Source organism: Streptococcus infantis (assembly GCF_047464615.1).
Classification (GTDB): Bacteria; Bacillota; Bacilli; order Lactobacillales; family Streptococcaceae; genus Streptococcus; species Streptococcus infantis_Y.
Window position 1 is genome coordinate 1 of the sequence record NZ_JASHBO010000008.1, and the last position, 18,449, is coordinate 18,449.

Here is an 18,449-nt window from a genome sequence, read left to right on the forward strand (position 1 = left end):
TTATAGTCAGGTTTTTCTTTGTGAAACATAGGGAACACCTCACAACTCTTCTTACCTCTATTATACGACTTTACACAAAGAAAAGCCCTTAGAAACTTGACTTCCAAGGACTTTGTCTTCAATCTGAGTACTCAATTTCATTTGATATGAGGCTTAATGATGTTAAGCTGGTGTCCAAGACTAAGACTAGCCTTGCTTTAGCTGACAAAACAGCTTCAAGGGGTCCTCTTGTCACATGAAAGCTCTTATAGGCATAAGAAAACAGCTCTGTGTTATACTTGCTGTTCAACCACAAACACAAGAAAGGCACAGAGATTCAAAGCCATTATACTACAAATGACAATCGATAGCCGTCGGTTAATCGAACGATGGAAAAAGGAAGGGAAATCAAATAGAGAAATTGCCTCTCTACTTGGAAAAACTCCTCAAACTATCCATACTGAAATCAAGCGCGGGACAATTCTGCAATGTGTTGGAAAAGGGCGCTTCAAAAAGGTTTATTCGGCCGACTATGCTCAACAGTCTTATGAAAGTGCTGGCATTAAGAAATCCTCACACATCACGCAAGGAAATCGATATATCAAGCAAGCTTTGACCATGTCGGGATTAATTGCAGCACATTCTAATGATTCAGCTTTTTCTTCTTTTTACAATCGAATTTCCCAAAGAGGAATCAAAATGAAAGCCGTCATTGCTTGCGCCCATAAGATTCTCATACTCTTCGAAAATCTCTTCAAACTGCGTCAACGTCGCCTTGCCGTATATATGTTACTGACTTCGTCAGTTTCATCTGCAACCTCAAAACAGTGTTTTGAGCTGACTTCGTCAGTTCTATCTACAATCTCAAAACAGTGCTTTGAGCAACCTGCGGCTAGTTTCCTACTTTGCTCTTTGGTTTTCATTGAGTATCAGAATCATTTCTCCACCAAACAGACTTATCAAAAAGAAAAGGCGCTAGGACTGAGGAAACAGTTCTAACGCCCAAACTAAAAAAATTTCAATTACAGTATAGCACAGGAAGTGATTTCTTGCGCTTTTTTACTGTTTTTATTCATTCTAAGATTGCAGGGCTTGAACATGTGACCTTCGCTTTACGAGTGCGGTGCTCTACCAACTGAGCTAAATCGGCGATTCCACTTATAGTATAGCACTATAAGAAAGGATGCCCAGGGATTCTTAACCTATCTTTTTAATCAAAATCTGACAAGGATTTTGGGGTCCCCACAGTTGTGGAAAAATCTCTAATTTTTTAAAGCCAAGATTGCGATAAAAGACATTTGTTCGGTCATAATCTTTATTAGATCCTTCTGCCACTGTTTTCACCTGCAAAAAATCAACATTTTTGTTGGCTTCACTTTCTAAAGTAGCAAGTAACTGACTCCCAATTCCTCTACCTTGATAAGCTTTTTTTACGCCGAGACAGTCAATCTCCGCACAATCTTCACTGGAATAGGACAAGCTTACAAAGCCAGTCAAATCATTCTCCTGATAGGCAGCCCACACTTGCAAGTCCTTGGCTCCTTCGATATAGGCTTGAGTACTTTCGGGAATTCCAAACCATTCTGGCAAATCCTTTAAAACCTCAGCGACAACTGCCATTTTTTGATTGGCATCTTTCACTTCTTCAATTACAAACATCATAAAATCCTTTCATGATTTGGTCCAATTTTTGCTATTAAGAACCCGCACTTTCATAGGCATCTAAGCCCCTATCCCAGAGTTTTAGAGAGATTCCAAAGAAGATAAGAGAAATCAGAATCAAACCACCAATATTAAAGAGTCCATCTTTATACTGCAAGAAATAGCTGGCAGGGTAGTAAGCCGTAAAGGCAAAAGGCACGATAAAGCTAATCAACCAACGAAGAGCTGAATTATAAATTGAAATGGGATACTTGGCAAAATCATTAAACATATAGAAAATGTAAATCATGGCGCCTGACTGCTTAGTCCGAAAAGCGATGCTAGCTGTCGCGATTTTCAAAGAAGTATAAATCAAGGTCGCAAAAGGAATGCAAACTAGGAAAAGCAGGAATTTTGGAAGAGTCCAAGCAATGCTGGTCACTGTTGTTCCCAATAAAATACCACCGACTAAGAGTTCACCCAAGGCATCAATCTGAAAGGTCTCAACCAGGATGTGAAAAAGAGGATTGATAGGACGCGTCAGATACTTGTCAAATTCTCCTTTGCGGACTAGGCGTTGCCCTAGTGCCCATAAATTGTCAAAAAAGAGATGGTCCAATCCCTTAGGAATCAAGGAAAAACCATAGATAAAGGCTATCTCTTGAAAGGTCCAGCCTTCTAGGGATGGGATGTGTTGAAAGAGTACATTGAGAAACAAGAGGTTCAAGCCTTGAGTCAGAAAAACACCCAGCACACCAACCACAAAATCGACCTTGTATTCCATGATTTGTTTAATGTATTGTCTGATAAAAATCAGATGCATGCGTTGATATTTTTTCATACTAACCTCCCTGAATGGTGATAAATGACTGAACTCGTTTCCAAATCAATTGAGATAAGCCCACCATCACTAAAAGCCAGAAAAACTGCAAAGCGAGTGCCTGAAGAATCTGACTGGCATCGTATTTCCCAACAATAATCATGACTGGTGTGTAGATTAAAGATGAAAAAGGCAGGAAGGAGAGAATATCTGAAACAACTTTTGGAAAGAAAGCCAAGGGAATCAAGCTTCCTGACATAAAGGCCACTAAGGAAGTCTTGAGTAGATTGGAACCCCAAAGATTTTTAAAGACAAAGGCTGAAAAACCAAAGCAGATATTAAAGAAAAAGTTAATCAGATAGGCCAGCGTCAAGCTAAAAAGATATAGTACCGTTAATCCTAGCACTTCTACAATCCCTTGACCAGATAAGATTTTCATCAAGACAATAACACTTAAAAATGGAAAGCCAACAGAGATAAAGATCAACCACTTGGAACCAAGCTCTGTAAAAAGGTAAGATGCCGCAAAATGCACTGGTCTCAACAAACGCATGATAATAGAGCCATCCTTGACCTCCTCCCCAATCATAAAAGAGCTATCTGACTTGGTCAACAGATTGGTCACAAAACTCATGATGATGTAAAGGGTGATATCTGCCATGCTGAAGCCCTGAATCAAGGACTCCTGCGAGGAATCAAAGACAGCCTTCCAGAGATAAAAAGCCACAAAAGCTCCCATAACATCGCCAATCCGATAGAGAAGAAAATTGACTCGATAGGTGATCAACTCCTGAATCCCTGCATTGATAAAGGGTTTATAACGTCTCCACAATTTGACCATCTTAGAGCTCCTTTCGGTAGAAACGACGGATAATATCCTCAATATCCGTATCCACCATCTTCAAATCGCGGATTTCAAAATCAGACAGGGTTTGCTTAATAATATCAGCCGACTGGTAGCGCGAACTATCAAATTCAATATTGAGGCTATTTCCTTGTCTATCAATGATCATATCAGGCAGGCCTTCATAGCGAGAAACGAGATGACTTTGACCCGGTACTAGTTCAAAGGAAAGAGTCTTCATCTTGCCAAAGGTCTCCTTGAGCTGGCTCACCGTTCCATCAAAAATCTCCTGCCCCTTGTCAATCATAAAAATCCGATCACAAAGTTGCTCAATATCACTCAAATCGTGAGTGGTCAAGAGGATTGTTGTTTCTTCCTCCTGATTGATCTGGGTAATAGCACGGCGAATGTTGTCCTTGACTGAAACGTCCAAACCAATGGTCGGCTCATCTAAAAAGAGAACCTTGGGATTGTGAAGCAAGGAGGCTGCAATATCCGCCCGCATCCGTTGACCTAGTGAAAGAGTTCGCACAGGATCCTTGATAAATTCCTTCAAATCCAAGACTTCATTTAAAAAGTCCATGCGCTTATGAAAGAGCGAATCTGGAACATCGTAAATCTCTTTCAAGACCGTGTAGGTCTCTTGAAGAGCCAAATCCCACCATAACTGAGTACGTTGTCCAAAGACAACTCCAATATCCTTGACATAATCTTGGCGATTGTCCTGTGGAATCTTGCCATTAATCCGACAAAAACCAGATGTCGGTTTCAAAATCCCAGTCAGCATTTTGATGGTTGTCGACTTCCCAGCACCATTTGCCCCGATAAATCCTAAAATCTGCCCTTTTGGAACTTCAAAAGTCAAATCCTTGACCGCTTCAAAGGTCTGCTTTTCAGGATGAATAAAGGAGCGTAAAGCCCCCTTCAAACCTGGCTCCTTGACCGTCTTCACAAAATTTTTCTGAAGATGTTCCACTTCTATCATTGCCATATCTATCTCCCTATGGTAAGGAAGAGCAATATTGTATTATTGACTACAAATATTCTAAATCCTTACTTTCTAAACCTTCTACATTTTATTATTACAAAAGGCTTTATACCAACCTATTATAGTCTAATAAAAAATGGAATGCAAGCGTTTGCCTACAGATTATGAAATTAGAGATTTCTCTCTTAAAATAATAGTTTTAATCAAAAATTCTGGTTTGATAGTTTTCTTAGAACGCCAAAAAACCCACCCTCAGGGGCAGGTTTCTGTTTTGTATTGTTCAGCTAGATTAAGCTTTACCTTCTGAACCGAATACGTCGATACGTTCTTCAACTGATGCTTGGATAGCTTTTACACCGTCAGCCAAGAATTTACGTGGGTCGAAGAGTTTTTTCTTGTCGTATTCTGCTTCGTTTGCTTCGTAGTCACGAGCAAATTTACGAGTTGCGTTAGCGAATGCGATTTGGCATTCAGTGTTAACGTTAACTTTAGCAACACCAAGTTTGATAGCTGCTTGGATTTGCTCATCAGGAATACCTGATCCACCGTGCAATACGATTGGGAATCCTGGCACAGCTTCAGTCAATTTTTGCAAGTGGTCAAGGTGAAGACCTTTCCAGTTTGCTGGGTAAGGACCGTGGATGTTACCGATACCAGCTGCCAAGAAGTCGATACCAGTTGCAACCATTGCTTTAGCGTCTTCGATTGGAGCCAATTCACCATCACCGATGATTCCGTCTTCTTCACCACCGATAGTACCAACTTCAGCTTCTACTGATACACCATTTGCGTGAGCAAATTCTACAACTTTACGAGCTTTTTCAAGGTTTTCTTCAACTGGAAGGTGCGAACCGTCAAACATAACTGAAGTGTAACCAACTTGAATACACTCAAGTGCATCTTCGTAGTGACCGTGGTCAAGGTGGATAGCCACTGGTACAGTGATACCCATTGATTCAACAAGGTTAGCGATCAAGTTGCGAGCAACTTTGTAACCACCCATGTATTTAGCAGCACCCATTGAAGTTTGGATCAAAACTGGAGCTTTTTTAGCTTCTGCTGCGCGCAAGATAGCTTGAGTCCACTCAAGGTTGTTTGTGTTAAATCCACCAACTGCATAACCGTTGTCACGAGCTGCTTGGACAAATTTTTCTGCTGAAACGATTGCCATTTTATCAGGCCTCCTGTATATTTTTATGGGACATCCCATTTACATTGTTCATTTTATCACTTTTTCACAAAAAAAGCTAGTTTTTCCCGTGGTTTCGATTGAATTTCTTCTATTTTCAGATATGTAAACCTTTTCCCTCTTTGTCTAATCCTTGTTCTCAGGCAGGTTCATGTAAAATACCAAGTGATCATCATGTCTTTCAAAGCGATAGTCAATTTCTTCGTTTTCCAATAAACTTTTAACTACGAAAAGTCCCAAACCAGCTCCCTTGCTTTGTCGACTAGAGGACGTGAAGGATTGTTCAAATTTATCTTGCTCTTCTGTTGTACAGGTGTTTTCAATGAAAAACCAGCCATCTTCTGTCCCAATTTTTAGATAGCCTCCTTGGACAGAGTGTTTCACCGCATTACTGATAAGGTTGGAAAGAATCAGCTTGAGTACTGAAGGATTTAGATAAACGTGCTGATCAGTTAGCTGGTTCTCTACTGAGATTTTTCTCTCCTTGGCTAACAAGTCATAGTCCTTCAATAGAAGATTGGTCATATCCAGAAGATTGATTTCTTCCTTCTTATCTCGCAATTCCTGCACTGAAGAAAGGGATAAGATTTGCTGAACGTGGTGAGTCAAATCATCCACAATTCCTAGAGAAACTCCAAGGTAATGGTCTCTATCTTTATAGCGTCCAATATTGGCTTTCATATTCTCCAGAAGAATCTTTAGACTAGCTAGAGGTGTTTTCAGTTCGTGGGAAGCTCCTCGTAAAAACTCAACCTTCATCTTTTCCAGCTGTAGAATGGCCTCGTTTTTCTCATGCAAATCTGCAATCACAGTCAAGAGATGCTGATAAAGGCTGTTGATTTGTTCTTTAAGATCGCCAATTTCATCCTTAGAATCTACGCGCAACCTCACTTCTGCATCCAAATCCATCATCCGTCGAGTTACTCGTTTGATTTCCAAAATAGGAGCAACAATGGTTCTAGCATAGATAAAGGCAATGAGGAGCGAAATGATGAAAGACGCTAATAAAGTATAAGGCAGAAATTGAAGACTGATGTCTTCTGCTTCTTTCTGCAAATCCATAGAAGCTAAAAACTGCAAGGTCATAGTCTGACCATCCTTGGTTTGAACTTCTCTTTCCTCAATAACCAAGGAGGCCGTTTGTCGTTCTTTATCAATGGGAAGATTATCATTGACCTCCAACTTGTCCTGGGTCATTTCTCCCTTGATGGCTCCCTTAATATCGCTACTTTGAGAATAAAGTTCAAGGACTTCCTGAATAGCTTGACTATCTTTGCCTTGGAGGGACTGGGCAATTTCTGTAGCCTTTTGCCCTATGCTCTCCTGACGATGACTGAGATAGGTCGGAGGAAAGAGGAAATAGATGGCCAAATGCAAACAAATGACCATGGTAGAAAATACCGAGAAGGTATAGATAAAAATTTTTTTAAATAAACCTGAACGTCTCATTTTCTCTCCAATTTATAACCAACATTGCGCACGGTAAGAATACAGTCTAAATCCAATTTTTTCCGTAGTTCCTTGATATAGACATCGATCACTCTGTCAAAAGGAACCTCATCTGTCATCTTCCATACAGCATCGATAATCTGCGACCGTGTTAAGGCTCGACCTTCATTTCTAACCAGATAGTCTAAAATTTCCAGTTCTTTTGCATTCACTGCAACTTCTTGACCAGCCACTTTGGCGCTATAGCTGTCAAAGTCTACCTGGGTGTCTCTATAGGTAAAAATACGACCAGTATCATAATAACGCTTGAAAATAGCATCCACTCGTACCTTTAACAAAGATAGAGAAAAAGGCTTTTCCAAATAACCATCTGCTAACGCTGAAAAGGCACTCATCTTATACTCCTCATCCTGAAAGGCAGTTAACATCAAGACCGGAACTTGACTGCTTTTACGGATTTCTGACAAGACCTCTAAACCATTAAGTTTAGGCATTTGAATATCTAGGAGAATCAGAGCAACTTGGTGATTGGAAAATTGTTCTAAGGCCTCAAGACCATCTGCTGCCTGAATGGTTTCATAGCCACAATCCGTCAAATAGTCACTAAGCCCCTCACGGATCATGTCCTCATCTTCTACAATTAGAATTTTCATATAAATCCTTTTCTATCAAAAATGCTACCTATATTATATCTCATTTGAGTGAGAATAGGTAGCAGGTTTTTTATTCACTATCCAACAAGAGTTCTTTTGGTTGTTTAAAGAGAAGATTGCTTGAAGCAAGAGCCATAACTAGTACTACTAAAACCAAGCCAAGTACAAAGATGATGGCAAAGTCAGAAGCTTGAATGGAAATATCAAGACTAGAAAGTGTTTTACTAAAGCCGTCCACTTCTGCACCACCACCGAGATTGGAAGCTTGGGCTGCCTTACTTGCCTGTTTAGCCACATCTGATGTGACATTTGCAAGAACAGTATTTCCAATGGCACGAGCAGTATAGTTGGCTAGGAAGTAAGCTGAGATCAGCGCTGGAATAGCAATCATAACTGCTTCTGTGATAAATTGTCCTAAAATACTTGCTTGTTTTAGACCAATTGAAAGGAGAATTCCCACTTCTTTGCGACGGGCATTGATCCAAAGTGTCAGTAAGAGACCAAGTAGGAGAACTGAGAATCCTAAGCTACCCCAGAAAAGCAGATTAGCCATCTTGTACATCCCTGAGATCGATTGCTCAAGGGCAGGGTAGTTAGATGAACTCTTAATCAAGCTATACATCTTCCAGTTGATACCGTTGATAGACCCTAATTCTTGCATGACAGTATCTAGATTCTTATCTCCAGCTACAAAGAAGGTAGCATCTACATAGATAGCTGTATCTTCTGTATAACCATAGAGTTGGGCAGCTGTGTGAATATCTGTGATAGCTGTATTCTCATAAAGTTCTTGTGAGTAGGTTACAGCAGATTTGTTATGTCCATCAAAAAGTCCTTTGATCGTTACTTCTACTGTTTCCTTGGCTCCTTTTTCATTATCGGCATCGTAGATATTGGAGTTGAGTTTAACCTTGTCTCCTACCTTCCATCCATGCTTTTCTGCCAAATCTTTATGCATGAGAATCTGGTACTTGTCGTCATTGGTTAAATGCTCACCTTCGACCAGCTTGTAAGAGCCTGATACAAACTTGTCTTCTTTAGAAGAGTCATTGACACCTGTTATCATCAAACTACTTCCAAAACGTTGAGCTCGATCAGCCGTTAGATTTTTCTTGGTTTCAGGCGTTTCAATCAGTTCATAGCCTGTTAAATCACCGATAGCATTAATCCGTTTGATGTAGGATTCGATGGCCTTATTTTCAGTAATTTTTTTAATATCTTCACCCTTGATATTCCCTGCACCACGTGGAGTTCCTTGGTTGACTCTACGATTGATTTGCATAGAAAAACTATTGGTGATATTTTTAAAGGTTTCCTGAGAAGCCTTAGCTGTCGCCCCCTTGATAGACAAGCCGACCAAACTCAAACTAGCCATCAAAAGAATGATAAGAAAGATCACAATAGACTTAAAAAATTTTCTTGTGACATAGGCAAATGCGTTGTGTAACATAAGATTCCTTTCTAGATTTTCTTCCGTTTTTAATATGTTTAAAAGTTTTAGTTACTGTTTGTTCTTATTTCAGTCAGTTTCTTGTCCTTCAATTCAAGTGTAATATCTGACGCCCGTGCCACTTCCTTACTGTGGGTCACAACAATCACACACTTGCCTGTTTTCTCAGCGAGAGATTTGAGCAAATCGATGATATCTCCAGCAGTCTTAGGATCCAAGTTTCCAGTTGGTTCATCTGCTAAAATCACTGGCGCCTCAGAGACAAGACTACGAGCAATGGCAACCCGTTGTTGCTGTCCACCTGATAATTGGAGAACATTCCGCTTGATTTGACTTTCATCTAAACCAAGTTCAAGAAGGGTATCCTTGCTAGCTTTTTTATTAACCAAGCGGATATTTTCCAATGGAGAAAGATAATCAATCAAGTTATAGTTTTGGAAAACTAGCGAGATATGGTGCATGCGATGATAAGAATAACCTTGTTCACGAATATCCTTGCCTTCGAATAGGATAGCACCTTCTACTGGGCTATCAAGTCCTGCTAAGAGAGACAAGAGTGTTGACTTCCCAGCTCCTGATTCTCCGATAATACTATAAAACTTGCCTGGTTCAAAATCGTAATTGATTTTATATAAGACTGCTTCTGCAGTATTTTTATAACGATATGTAAGATCTTGTAATTGTAGTAAAGTCATGATTTCTCCTTTTTAACTGATGGATGATAAAATTTCTTTCGGCGATTTTCTAAATAAAAAGATAAAACAAAGTGCAACTGACAAGCAGCTAATCACAAGTAGAAAGACATAAGATTCTCCAAATGAAAGAAAACTTGTTGAAAGATTAGTTGCTTTTGCTAGCGTATCTTGTAGGGCAGCTTGCTCCCCACTTGCAAGTACAGTCTTCAAGAGATAGGAAGTAATAGCATTCCCAGCCACAAATGCTGGCAGAATAGCTGCCAATGAAACTAGGATGACTTCCAGGCAGAATTGACTATAGATTGCTATTTTCCCTTTTCCTAGTACCAATAAAATACCAACTTCGTAGACTCGCTCTCGTAACCAAAGGGACAAGACCAAGACCAGCGCTCCTACTCCAGCAATCATAATGCCATAAAGGAAAATTTGGAGGAAGGTTTGGAAGGTCGAAACGGAATCCTTGATTTGTTCAAAGGCCTTATTTTCCTTTTCCACTTGGAAACCTTGGCTTTCCAGAGATAACTTTTCAACTTCTTGAATGATACTATCCATATCTTTTGGATTTTCTAGATAGAAACGAGCGGCAGTAACTTGAGCTTCCTTATTTCCAAGAAGAGTTTGGCTACTTTCGAAGTCTGTATAGACCGTGTTTTCACTAAAATCTGAGCTAAGACCAGTGAATTTTTCTTGCTTCTTACCTGAGAAAATACCTACGATTTCATAGTCTAGCCTTTGTCCACTATTTCCTTCTACCTGACCAGGATTTAAGCTAATCTTATCTCCTACTTTTAAGTTGTTTTTCTTGGCTAAATCTTCGTGGATTAAGATTTTTTTACGATCCCCTTTTTGGATATGCCTTCCTTCTTTAAGGGTAAAGGCGGAACTTGTAAAAAAAACATCCTTGGAAGAATCTTCCAAAGCAATTAAACTGATAAGATTTTTTTCAGCCTCTGTCAAATCATCCCTTTGGATACTTTGTTCTCCAGTAACGACTTCTTTGTCAGTTAACTTGGCTATTGTTTCTAGCTCAGGTGAAATATTCTCCAGACCCTTTATCTTTTTAAGCTCATCTAGTTGAGACAGTTGAAAGGTCTGATCTGCTTCTATTCTTTTAATAGAAAAAGATGTATTCAATGAGCGATAGAGATTATTTTCTACTGTTTTGTTGGACTTCATGAGCGTCAAACAAGCCGATATTCCAGCCAATAAGACAAATAGAATCAAGAATAATATGAGACTTCTCAGTCGTTTTCTGCTGACGTAAGCCCAAGCTCTTTGAGTGGGATTCATATAGCACCTCCATATTTGTAAAACCATTATAATATTCAAATATGAAATGTTTATGAAATCACAAAAAAAGAGCAAAATCTTTGCCCTTGTTTATATAAAAATAAAGAGCTAGCCAAAGCTAACTCTTTTCCTATGCGGAGAGAGGGACTTGAACCCTCACGACCTAAAGCGGTCACAGGATCCTTAGTCCTGCGCGTCTGCCAATTCCGCCATCCCCGCGTCGATTACTTTAGTAGTATATCAACTTTCACAAACTTTGTCAACACTTTTTTCAGATTTTTTTCAGATTTTTTGAATACATTATTCTTTGATTTCAACTAGGTTTTCATCAAGGAGTTTCGCTCCTAATGTATTCTTAAAATGTCCAAGTGCAAACTGGTGATTTTCAGGCCAAATGGATGCGACTGCTGGCTTAACAACTTCTATCTGATACCCAAGATTATAGGCATCAATAGCCGTATGCAATACACAGATATCTGTCAGAACACCTGTTAAGATGACTGTATCCACGCGACGCTCTCTCAGACGGATATCCAAATCTGTGCCAGAAAAAGCCGAATAGTGACGTTTATCCATCCAGAAAACACGACTATCCTGGGCCTGTTCCTGATAAAATTCAGCTAACTTACCATATAGATTACGCCCACTAGTCCCAATAAGGTTATGAGGGGGAAATAGTTTACTTTCTGGATGAAAGACATCATTTTCCTCATGAGCATCAATGGTAAAGAAAATATAATCTCCACGGTCAAATGCTAATCTAGTTACCTGATTGATTGCTTCTGATATTTCTTGAGCAGGAGCTCCTGCTGTCAATTTTCCATAATCCGCTACAAAATCTTCTGTATAGTCAATCGAAATTAAAGCCTTAGCCATTAATAGTCCCTCTTTTTCACTTCTTCAAAGATATCTGGGATCAAGACCTTAAGATAAGTTCCCTTCATCCCCAGTGAACGACTTTCAATAATTCCTGCTGATTCGAGCTTCCGAAGGGCATTGACAATCACAGAACGCGTAATACCGATACGGTCTGCAATGACTGACGCAGTTAATTGTCCTTCATTGCCATTCAATTCACCCAAAATAGCTGATACTGCTCGTAACTCAGAATAAGAAAGAGTGTTGACTGCCATCGTTACGGCTGTACGACGACGGATATTTTTCTCGTCTTCTTCACGTTGGAAGTTCAAAAGCTGAATACCAACCACCGTACTAGCAATCTCAACAAGAATCAAATCCTCATCTTCGAATTTCTTGTCATTTCGCCAAATAATCAAAGAACCCAAACGAATCCCAGAAACATGGATTGGAGCAATTGTTGTCAAACCTTCTGGAAAATCAGAACGACTCTCTACAGGGAAAATACTCAAATCATGATCAACTGTCAGATTGGCCTCTGTTTCATAAATCATGTTCGCACCTTGTACATAGTCATCCGGGAAAATCTTAGTTTGGAAGAACTGCTCTACGCGATCTGTATTGGTTTTGTAACGCATAAAATAGCCAAGGAGGCGCCCCTTGCTGTTAACAATACAAGCGTTGCAATCAATAATATCCGCTAATTGGCGTGTGATGGCATTATATGGAAGATCATCTTGTAATTTCTCCTCCGCACGCTTCAGGATAGACGTAATTTTTCTCGTTTTTTCTAATAAATGTGCCATTTTTCACCTCGTATTTAATCGCTTCCATTATACCATAAATTGATCATTATTTCAATAATTATCTGAAAATTGTTTATTGAATTGCAATTCATGACTGTTCGAAAATTTTTACTAGTTTTTTCTAATTTTCTTGTTGACAGGTTCCTAAATTTTTGATAATATAACATTACAAGATAACAAATATATGAATCTATTTTCTCGTATTAAACTTTTCTTGACTCTCGGTCTCCTTATATATAAAAATATATAAAAGCGATCCACCTCAGTGAACCGCTTTTTTTTTATTATTTATCGCCCTTGTTACGGATTACAAAACCAGTTTTCTTCTCGCTTGAAGTATTGCGTGGTTTTTTATTATCCTTACGGTAACGTTTTTCCTTCTCAAAGCGGTCGTTTTTGCGACTGCCTTTTTTGAAATCATCTCGACGTTCACCACGACGATTGTCGCGACGGCGATCACGATCTCGACGATCCTCACCACGACGTCCTCCCTTAGCTTTGCCAGCAAAGCCATTACCTGACGGTTTGAACGGCAGTGGTTTTTCACGCGCAATCTCCACTTCTGGAAGGCTATCTGGATCTTGGACTGTCAGACTCAAGATATACATAGCCAATTCTTCTGGACTAAATTCTGCAGCTAACTTACGAGCATCTTTAGCAAATTTCTCAAAGTTCCCACGAATAGTTTCATCCGCAAAATCACGTTCGATTTTCTTGAGAGCTACTTGTTTCTTAGCTTGGAAGGCTTCTTCTGCTGTCGCTGGTTTCAAGCCTTTCATACGTTTCTTAGTCAAGTTTTCGATGATTTGAAGGTAGCCCATTTCATTTGGTGCTACGAAAGTAATAGACTGACCTGACTTACCAGCACGACCTGTACGACCGATACGATGAACATAACTTTCAGGATCTTGTGGAATATCGTAGTTGTAGACATGGGTTACACCTGAGATATCCAAACCACGAGCCGCAACGTCCGTTGCTACGAGGACATCAAGGTTACCATTTTTAAAATCACGAAGGACACGAAGACGTTTGTTTTGATCCAAATCTCCATGAATCCCTTCTGCACGGAAACCGCGAATCTTCAGACCACGAGTCAATTCATCTACACGACGTTTGGTACGTCCAAATACGATTGCCAGTTCTGGTTGCTCCACATCCATAAGACGAGTCATAGTGTCAAATTTTTCTTGTTCCTTAACACGGATATAGTACTGGTCTACTAGTTCTGTTGTTAACTCTTTAGCCGCAATCTTCACATGCTCAGGTTCTTTCATAAACTGAACCCCGATACGTTTGATCGCTTCAGGCATAGTTGCTGAAAAGAGCAAGGTTTGACGATTTTCTGGGACACGAGAGATGATGGCTTCAATATCCTCAAGGAAGCCCATGTTAAGCATTTCGTCCGCTTCATCAAGAATAAGAGTTTCAATATCTTGCAATTTCAAAGCCTTGCGTTTGATCAAGTCTAGGAGACGACCTGGTGTTCCAACTACGATATGAGCACCTGATTTAAGAGCCTTGATTTGTTTTTCGATACTTGAACCACCATAAACAGAACGGACTTTTACACCCTTGCTTCGACCAAAGCGAAAGAGTTCTTCCTGACTTTGCACAGCTAGTTCTCGGGTTGGTGCAATGACCAAAACTTGAATGGTTGCTTCTTCTGTACGAATTTTTTCAAGTGTTGGCAAACCAAAGGCAGCAGTTTTTCCTGTACCAGTTTGGGCTTGTCCGATAACATCTTTTCCTTCAAGAGCCAAAGGAATTGTTTGCTCTTGGATAGGACTTGCTTCTACAAATCCTGCTTTTTCAATTTCTGCTAATAAATCAGCAGAAAGGTTAAATTCATTAAATTTCACGTTATTCTTCTTTCTAAAGATGGTGCGAAGCCATCCTATAGCGCTTAGTTTATACTTTTCTTGTCATGACGTACTTTCATATCTTTTATGAAAGACCGTGTTGCTTCTTTTCCACTAAAGAAAAGTACTGCTTTTTTGCAACTTATCTAGTATAACATAAGAGAGGGTCAAAAGATAGTCTAACCTCCTGATTAAGTCATGTAAACGATTTTTCTATCGATTTGCTTCACTCAAAAAGTATTTGTTAGAGCATTCGGTTCCTGAAACTATTTTCCGTAGCAGATTTGTGCAAAAGTTTTTTTCTTGTGCTAGAATGAAAATCGAACAGGAGGAATAAAAATGTTAACATACGATTTAATTGTAATAGGATTTGGTAAGGCAGGTAAGACGCTTGCTGGAAAACTAGCTTCAGCTGGTAAAAAAGTTGCCCTCGTTGAACGTAGCAAAGCTATGTACGGCGGAACTTGTATCAATATCGGTTGTATCCCAACTAAAACCTTGTTAGTTGCTGCAGAAAAAGACCTCTCATTTGACGAGGTTATGGCAACAAAGAATACTGTTACTACACGCCTCAATAGTAAAAACTATGCTACTGTAGCTGGTACAGGCGTAGATATCTTTGATGCTGAAGCTCACTTTGTATCAAACAAAGTCATCGAAATTCAAGCTGGTGATGAAAAACAAGAACTAACTGCTGAAACAATCGTCATCAACACTGGTGCTGTTTCAAACGTTTTGCCTATTCCAGGACTTGCTACAAGCAAGAATGTCTTTGACTCAACAGGCATCCAAAACTTAGACAAATTACCAGAAAAACTTGGAATTCTTGGTGGCGGAAACATCGGTCTTGAATTTGCTGGTCTTTACAACAAACTTGGAAGCAAGGTCACAGTCCTAGATGCCTTGGATACTTTCCTACCTCGTGCAGAACCTTCCATCGCAGCTCTTGCTAAGCAATACATAGAAGAAGATGGAATCGAATTGCTTCAAAATATCCATACTACTGAAATCAAAAACGATGGTGACCAAGTTCTTGTTGTGACTGAAAATGAAACCTATCGTTTCGATGCCCTTCTTTACGCAACAGGACGTAAACCAAATGTGGAGCCACTTCAACTTGAAAACACAGACATTGAACTAACTGAACGTGGTGCGATCAAGGTTGACAAACACTGTCAAACAAACGTTCCTGGTGTTTTTGCAGTCGGAGATGTCAACGGTGGACTTCAATTCACTTACATTTCACTCGATGACTTCCGTGTTGTTTATAGCTACCTTGCTGGCGATGGCAGCTACACACTTGAAGACCGTCTCAATGTACCAAACACTATGTTCATCACACCTGCACTTTCACAAGTTGGTCTGACTGAAAGCCAAGCAGCTGATTTGAAACTTCCATACGCTGTTAAGGAAATCCCTGTTGCAGCAATGCCTCGTGGTCACGTAAATGGAGATCTTCGTGGAGCCTTTAAAGCTGTTGTCAATACTGAAACTAAAGAGATTCTCGGTGCTACTATCTTCTCTGAAGGTTCACAAGAAATCATCAACATCATCACTGTTGCAATGGACAACAAGATTCCTTACACTTACTTCACAAAACAAATCTTCACTCACCCAACCTTGGCTGAGAACTTAAATGACTTGTTTGCGATTTAGTTTTATCAAGCAGCCCTCCTTGGGCTGTTTTTCTTTTTCTAAAATCTCAAATCTGTCTTTTTCAGCTTTTATGATATAATAGAAACATGAAATTAGAAACTACTTTTGGGCTCCTTGCTGGACGTTCTTCTCACTTTATTTTGAGTCGTCTCGGACGTGGAAGTACGCTCCCAGGGAAACTTGCCCTCCAATTTGATAAAGACATTTTACAACATTTAGCGAAGAACTACGAGATTGTCGTAGTTACTGGTACCAATGGAAAAACCCTGACAACCGCCCTCACTGTCGGTATTTTAAACGAAGTCTATGGTCAAGTTCTGACCAATCCTAGTGGTGCCAATATGATTACAGGAATTACCACCACCTTCTTGACAGCCAAATCTTCTAAAACAGGCAAGAACATCGCTGTCCTTGAAATCGATGAAGCTAGTCTCTCTCGTATCTGTGATTACATCCAGCCAAGTCTCTTCGTCATCACCAATATCTTCCGTGACCAAATGGACCGCTACGGTGAGATCTATACGACTTACAACATGATTTTGGATGCTATTCGGAAAGTTCCTACTGCTACTATCCTTCTCAACGGTGATAGTCCACTTTTTTACAAGCACTCTTTCCCAAATCCTGTTCAGTATTTTGGTTTTGACTTGGAAAAAGGACCAGCACAACTAGCTCACTACAACACGGAGGGAATCCTCTGTCCTGAATGTCATAGCATTCTTAAGTACGAGCTCAATACCTATGCCAACTTGGGTGCCTACATCTGTGAAAATTGTGGATGTAAACGTCCTGATTTGGACTACCGTCTGACAGAATTGGTTGAGTTAACCAACAATCGCTCTCGCTTTGTTATCGACGGCCAAGAATACGGTATCCAAATCGGTGGACTCTACAACATCTACAACGCTCTCGCAGCAGTCGCTATTGCTCGTTACTTTGGAGCTGATTCTCAACTGATTAAACAAGGATTTGACAAGAGTCGCGCTGTATTCGGTCGCCAGGAGACCTTCCATATCGGTGATAAGGAGTGCACGCTTGTTCTCATCAAGAATCCTGTTGGTGCTACCCAAGCTATTGAAATGATTAAACTAGCTCCTTATCCGTTTAGCCTTTCTGTTCTCCTAAATGCCAACTATGCAGACGGAATTGATACCAGCTGGATTTGGGATGCTGATTTTGAACAAATTACTGACATGGATATTCCAGAAATCAATGCTGGTGGCGTTCGTCATTCTGAAATTGCTCGTCGTCTTCGAGTAACTGGTTATCCAGCTGATAAAATCACTGAAACAAGCAGTCTGGAACAAGTTCTTAAAACGATTGAAGCTCAAGACTGCAAGCATGCTTATATCCTTGCGACTTATACGGCCATGCTGGAATTCCGAGAATTACTAGCCAATCGTCAGCTTGTTAGAAAGGAGATGAACTAATGGTTTATACTTCACTTTCCTCAAAAGACGGCAACTATCCTTACCAGCTAAATATCGCCCACCTCTATGGTAACCTCATGAATACCTACGGAGATAATGGGAATATCCTTATGCTCAAGTACGTAGCTGAAAAGCTTGGTGCCCATGTAACAGTTGACATCGTTTCACTTCATGATGATTTCGATGAAAATCACTACGACATCGCCTTTTTCGGTGGCGGACAGGACTTTGAACAGAGCATCATTGCTGGTGATTTGCCTGCTAAAAAAGAAAACATCGATAACTTTATCCAAAATGATGGTGTTGTCCTTGCTATCTGTGGTGGCTTCCAGCTATTAGGCCAATACTATATTGAAGCTTCTGGCAAGCGTATCGAAGGATTGGGTGTTATGGGACACTACACACTTAACCAAACCAATAACCGCTTCATCGGTGATATTAAGATTCACAATGAAGAGTTTGATGAAACCTACTATGGTTTTGAAAATCACCAAGGCCGCACCTTCCTCTCAGATGACCAAAAACCACTGGGGCAGGTTGTCTACGGAAATGGAAATAATGAAGAGAAAATCGGAGAAGGTATTCACTATAAAAACGTCTTTGGTTCATATTTCCACGGGCCAATCCTTTCTCGTAATGCCAATCTAGCTTATCGCTTGGTCACTACTGCCCTCAAGAAAAAATACGGTCAGGACATCGTTCTACCAACTTACGAGGATATTCTCAGCCAAGAAGTTGCTGAAGAATACGGCGATGTTAAGAGCAAGGCTGACTTTACTTAAAAACCTAATTCCAAGGAGATAGCTTTCTTGGAATTTTTTTGTATCCTTTTCTCCTTC

Annotated in this window: 16 protein-coding genes, 1 tRNA gene and 1 pseudogene; 4 read left to right on the top strand and 14 right to left on the bottom strand. The window is 40.0% G+C overall.

Going from position 1 to position 18,449, the window contains the following annotated elements; all coding sequences use genetic code 11:
* Window positions 1–336: 336 nt before the first annotated feature.
* A pseudogene (locus QM450_RS05680) lies at window positions 337–531 on the top strand (helix-turn-helix domain-containing protein); the annotation flags it as partial.
* Between the two features lie 645 nt (window positions 532–1,176).
* Here the strand turns inward: QM450_RS05680 and QM450_RS05685 are convergent.
* The 14 genes from QM450_RS05685 to QM450_RS05750 all read right to left on the bottom strand — a co-directional run bounded on the left by QM450_RS05685 (window position 1,177) and on the right by QM450_RS05750 (window position 14,524).
* Window positions 1,177–1,638, bottom strand: a complete 462-nt coding sequence (locus QM450_RS05685) for a GNAT family N-acetyltransferase (protein WP_414320015.1) — start codon at window positions 1,636–1,638, stop codon at window positions 1,177–1,179.
* Window positions 1,639–1,675: 37 nt separating this feature from the next.
* Entirely contained in the window at window positions 1,676–2,461 is a 786-nt protein-coding gene (locus QM450_RS05690; RefSeq protein ID WP_414319937.1) for an ABC transporter permease, read from the bottom strand.
* 1 nt (window position 2,462) lies between these two features.
* Window positions 2,463–3,281: an ABC transporter permease gene (locus QM450_RS05695; protein ID WP_414319938.1), complete on the bottom strand. Its 819-nt coding sequence runs from the start codon at window positions 3,279–3,281 to the stop codon at window positions 2,463–2,465.
* A gap of 1 nt (window position 3,282) precedes the next feature.
* Window positions 3,283–4,275, bottom strand: coding sequence for an ABC transporter ATP-binding protein (locus QM450_RS05700; RefSeq protein WP_414319939.1), 993 nt, complete (start codon window positions 4,273–4,275; stop codon window positions 3,283–3,285).
* 286 nt (window positions 4,276–4,561) lie between these two features.
* Window positions 4,562–5,443 (bottom strand): class II fructose-bisphosphate aldolase, encoded by an 882-nt coding sequence (locus QM450_RS05705; protein WP_049531395.1) that lies wholly within the window; start codon window positions 5,441–5,443, stop codon window positions 4,562–4,564.
* Between the two features lie 144 nt (window positions 5,444–5,587).
* Window positions 5,588–6,910: a sensor histidine kinase VncS gene (gene vncS, locus QM450_RS05710; protein ID WP_414319940.1), complete on the bottom strand. Its 1,323-nt coding sequence runs from the start codon at window positions 6,908–6,910 to the stop codon at window positions 5,588–5,590.
* On the bottom strand, window positions 6,907–7,563 hold the full coding sequence (locus QM450_RS05715; RefSeq protein ID WP_414319941.1) for a response regulator transcription factor: 657 nt from the start codon (window positions 7,561–7,563) through the stop codon (window positions 6,907–6,909). The genes vncS and QM450_RS05715 overlap by 4 nt, the downstream gene beginning before the upstream one ends.
* A gap of 70 nt (window positions 7,564–7,633) precedes the next feature.
* A complete protein-coding gene (gene vex3 / locus QM450_RS05720) occupies window positions 7,634–9,013 on the bottom strand; it encodes an ABC transporter permease subunit Vex3 (protein WP_414319942.1) in 1,380 nt (459 codons plus the stop codon).
* A 47-nt stretch (window positions 9,014–9,060) separates the two neighbouring features.
* Window positions 9,061–9,708, bottom strand: coding sequence for an ABC transporter ATP-binding subunit Vex2 (vex2, locus tag QM450_RS05725; RefSeq protein WP_414319943.1), 648 nt, complete (start codon window positions 9,706–9,708; stop codon window positions 9,061–9,063).
* A 12-nt stretch (window positions 9,709–9,720) separates the two neighbouring features.
* Window positions 9,721–10,998 carry an ABC transporter permease gene (locus tag QM450_RS05730; protein WP_414319944.1) on the bottom strand — a complete coding sequence of 426 codons (1,278 nt, stop codon included), beginning with the start codon at window positions 10,996–10,998 and terminating at the stop codon, window positions 9,721–9,723.
* A gap of 133 nt (window positions 10,999–11,131) precedes the next feature.
* Window positions 11,132–11,217: transfer RNA gene (locus tag QM450_RS05735), tRNA-Leu, on the bottom strand.
* An 81-nt stretch (window positions 11,218–11,298) separates the two neighbouring features.
* Window positions 11,299–11,874, bottom strand: coding sequence for a cysteine hydrolase family protein (locus tag QM450_RS05740; protein ID WP_281334752.1), 576 nt, complete (start codon window positions 11,872–11,874; stop codon window positions 11,299–11,301).
* Window positions 11,874–12,662, bottom strand: a complete 789-nt coding sequence (codY, locus tag QM450_RS05745) for a GTP-sensing pleiotropic transcriptional regulator CodY (RefSeq protein ID WP_414319945.1) — start codon at window positions 12,660–12,662, stop codon at window positions 11,874–11,876. Before codY ends, QM450_RS05740 begins: the two co-directional genes overlap by 1 nt.
* Window positions 12,663–12,946: 284 nt before the next feature.
* Window positions 12,947–14,524 (bottom strand): DEAD/DEAH box helicase, encoded by a 1,578-nt coding sequence (locus QM450_RS05750; protein WP_414319946.1) that lies wholly within the window; start codon window positions 14,522–14,524, stop codon window positions 12,947–12,949.
* Window positions 14,525–14,863: 339 nt separating this feature from the next.
* Between QM450_RS05750 and QM450_RS05755 the strand changes: the two genes are divergently transcribed.
* The 3 genes from QM450_RS05755 (at window position 14,864) to gatD (ending at window position 18,392) form a co-directional block, all read left to right on the top strand.
* On the top strand, window positions 14,864–16,180 hold the full coding sequence (locus tag QM450_RS05755; RefSeq protein ID WP_414319947.1) for an FAD-containing oxidoreductase: 1,317 nt from the start codon (window positions 14,864–14,866) through the stop codon (window positions 16,178–16,180).
* Between the two features lie 86 nt (window positions 16,181–16,266).
* Window positions 16,267–17,610: a lipid II isoglutaminyl synthase subunit MurT gene (murT, locus tag QM450_RS05760; RefSeq protein WP_414319948.1), complete on the top strand. Its 1,344-nt coding sequence runs from the start codon at window positions 16,267–16,269 to the stop codon at window positions 17,608–17,610.
* Complete coding sequence (gene gatD / locus QM450_RS05765) at window positions 17,610–18,392, top strand: lipid II isoglutaminyl synthase subunit GatD (RefSeq protein ID WP_414319949.1); 783 nt, start codon at window positions 17,610–17,612, stop codon at window positions 18,390–18,392. The genes murT and gatD overlap by 1 nt, the downstream gene beginning before the upstream one ends.
* The last annotated feature ends 57 nt before the right edge of the window (window positions 18,393–18,449 follow it).

Excerpts from the sequence above, each read along its gene's own strand:
- QM450_RS05685 (WP_414320015.1), bottom strand. The coding sequence starts at position 1,638 with ATGTTTGTAATTGAAGAAGTGAAAGATGCCAATCAAAAAATGGCAGTT.
- QM450_RS05690 (WP_414319937.1), bottom strand. The coding sequence starts at position 2,461 with ATGAAAAAATATCAACGCATGCATCTGATTTTTATCAGACAATACATT.
- QM450_RS05695 (WP_414319938.1), bottom strand. The coding sequence starts at position 3,281 with ATGGTCAAATTGTGGAGACGTTATAAACCCTTTATCAATGCAGGGATT.
- QM450_RS05700 (WP_414319939.1), bottom strand. The coding sequence starts at position 4,275 with ATGGCAATGATAGAAGTGGAACATCTTCAGAAAAATTTTGTGAAGACG.
- QM450_RS05705 (WP_049531395.1), bottom strand. The coding sequence starts at position 5,443 with ATGGCAATCGTTTCAGCAGAAAAATTTGTCCAAGCAGCTCGTGACAAC.
- vncS (WP_414319940.1), bottom strand. The coding sequence starts at position 6,910 with ATGAGACGTTCAGGTTTATTTAAAAAAATTTTTATCTATACCTTCTCG.
- QM450_RS05715 (WP_414319941.1), bottom strand. The coding sequence starts at position 7,563 with ATGAAAATTCTAATTGTAGAAGATGAGGACATGATCCGTGAGGGGCTT.
- vex3 (WP_414319942.1), bottom strand. The coding sequence starts at position 9,013 with ATGTTACACAACGCATTTGCCTATGTCACAAGAAAATTTTTTAAGTCT.
- vex2 (WP_414319943.1), bottom strand. The coding sequence starts at position 9,708 with ATGACTTTACTACAATTACAAGATCTTACATATCGTTATAAAAATACT.
- QM450_RS05730 (WP_414319944.1), bottom strand. The coding sequence starts at position 10,998 with ATGAATCCCACTCAAAGAGCTTGGGCTTACGTCAGCAGAAAACGACTG.
- QM450_RS05740 (WP_281334752.1), bottom strand. The coding sequence starts at position 11,874 with ATGGCTAAGGCTTTAATTTCGATTGACTATACAGAAGATTTTGTAGCG.
- codY (WP_414319945.1), bottom strand. The coding sequence starts at position 12,662 with ATGGCACATTTATTAGAAAAAACGAGAAAAATTACGTCTATCCTGAAG.
- QM450_RS05755 (WP_414319947.1), top strand. The coding sequence starts at position 14,864 with ATGTTAACATACGATTTAATTGTAATAGGATTTGGTAAGGCAGGTAAG.
- murT (WP_414319948.1), top strand. The coding sequence starts at position 16,267 with ATGAAATTAGAAACTACTTTTGGGCTCCTTGCTGGACGTTCTTCTCAC.
- gatD (WP_414319949.1), top strand. The coding sequence starts at position 17,610 with ATGGTTTATACTTCACTTTCCTCAAAAGACGGCAACTATCCTTACCAG.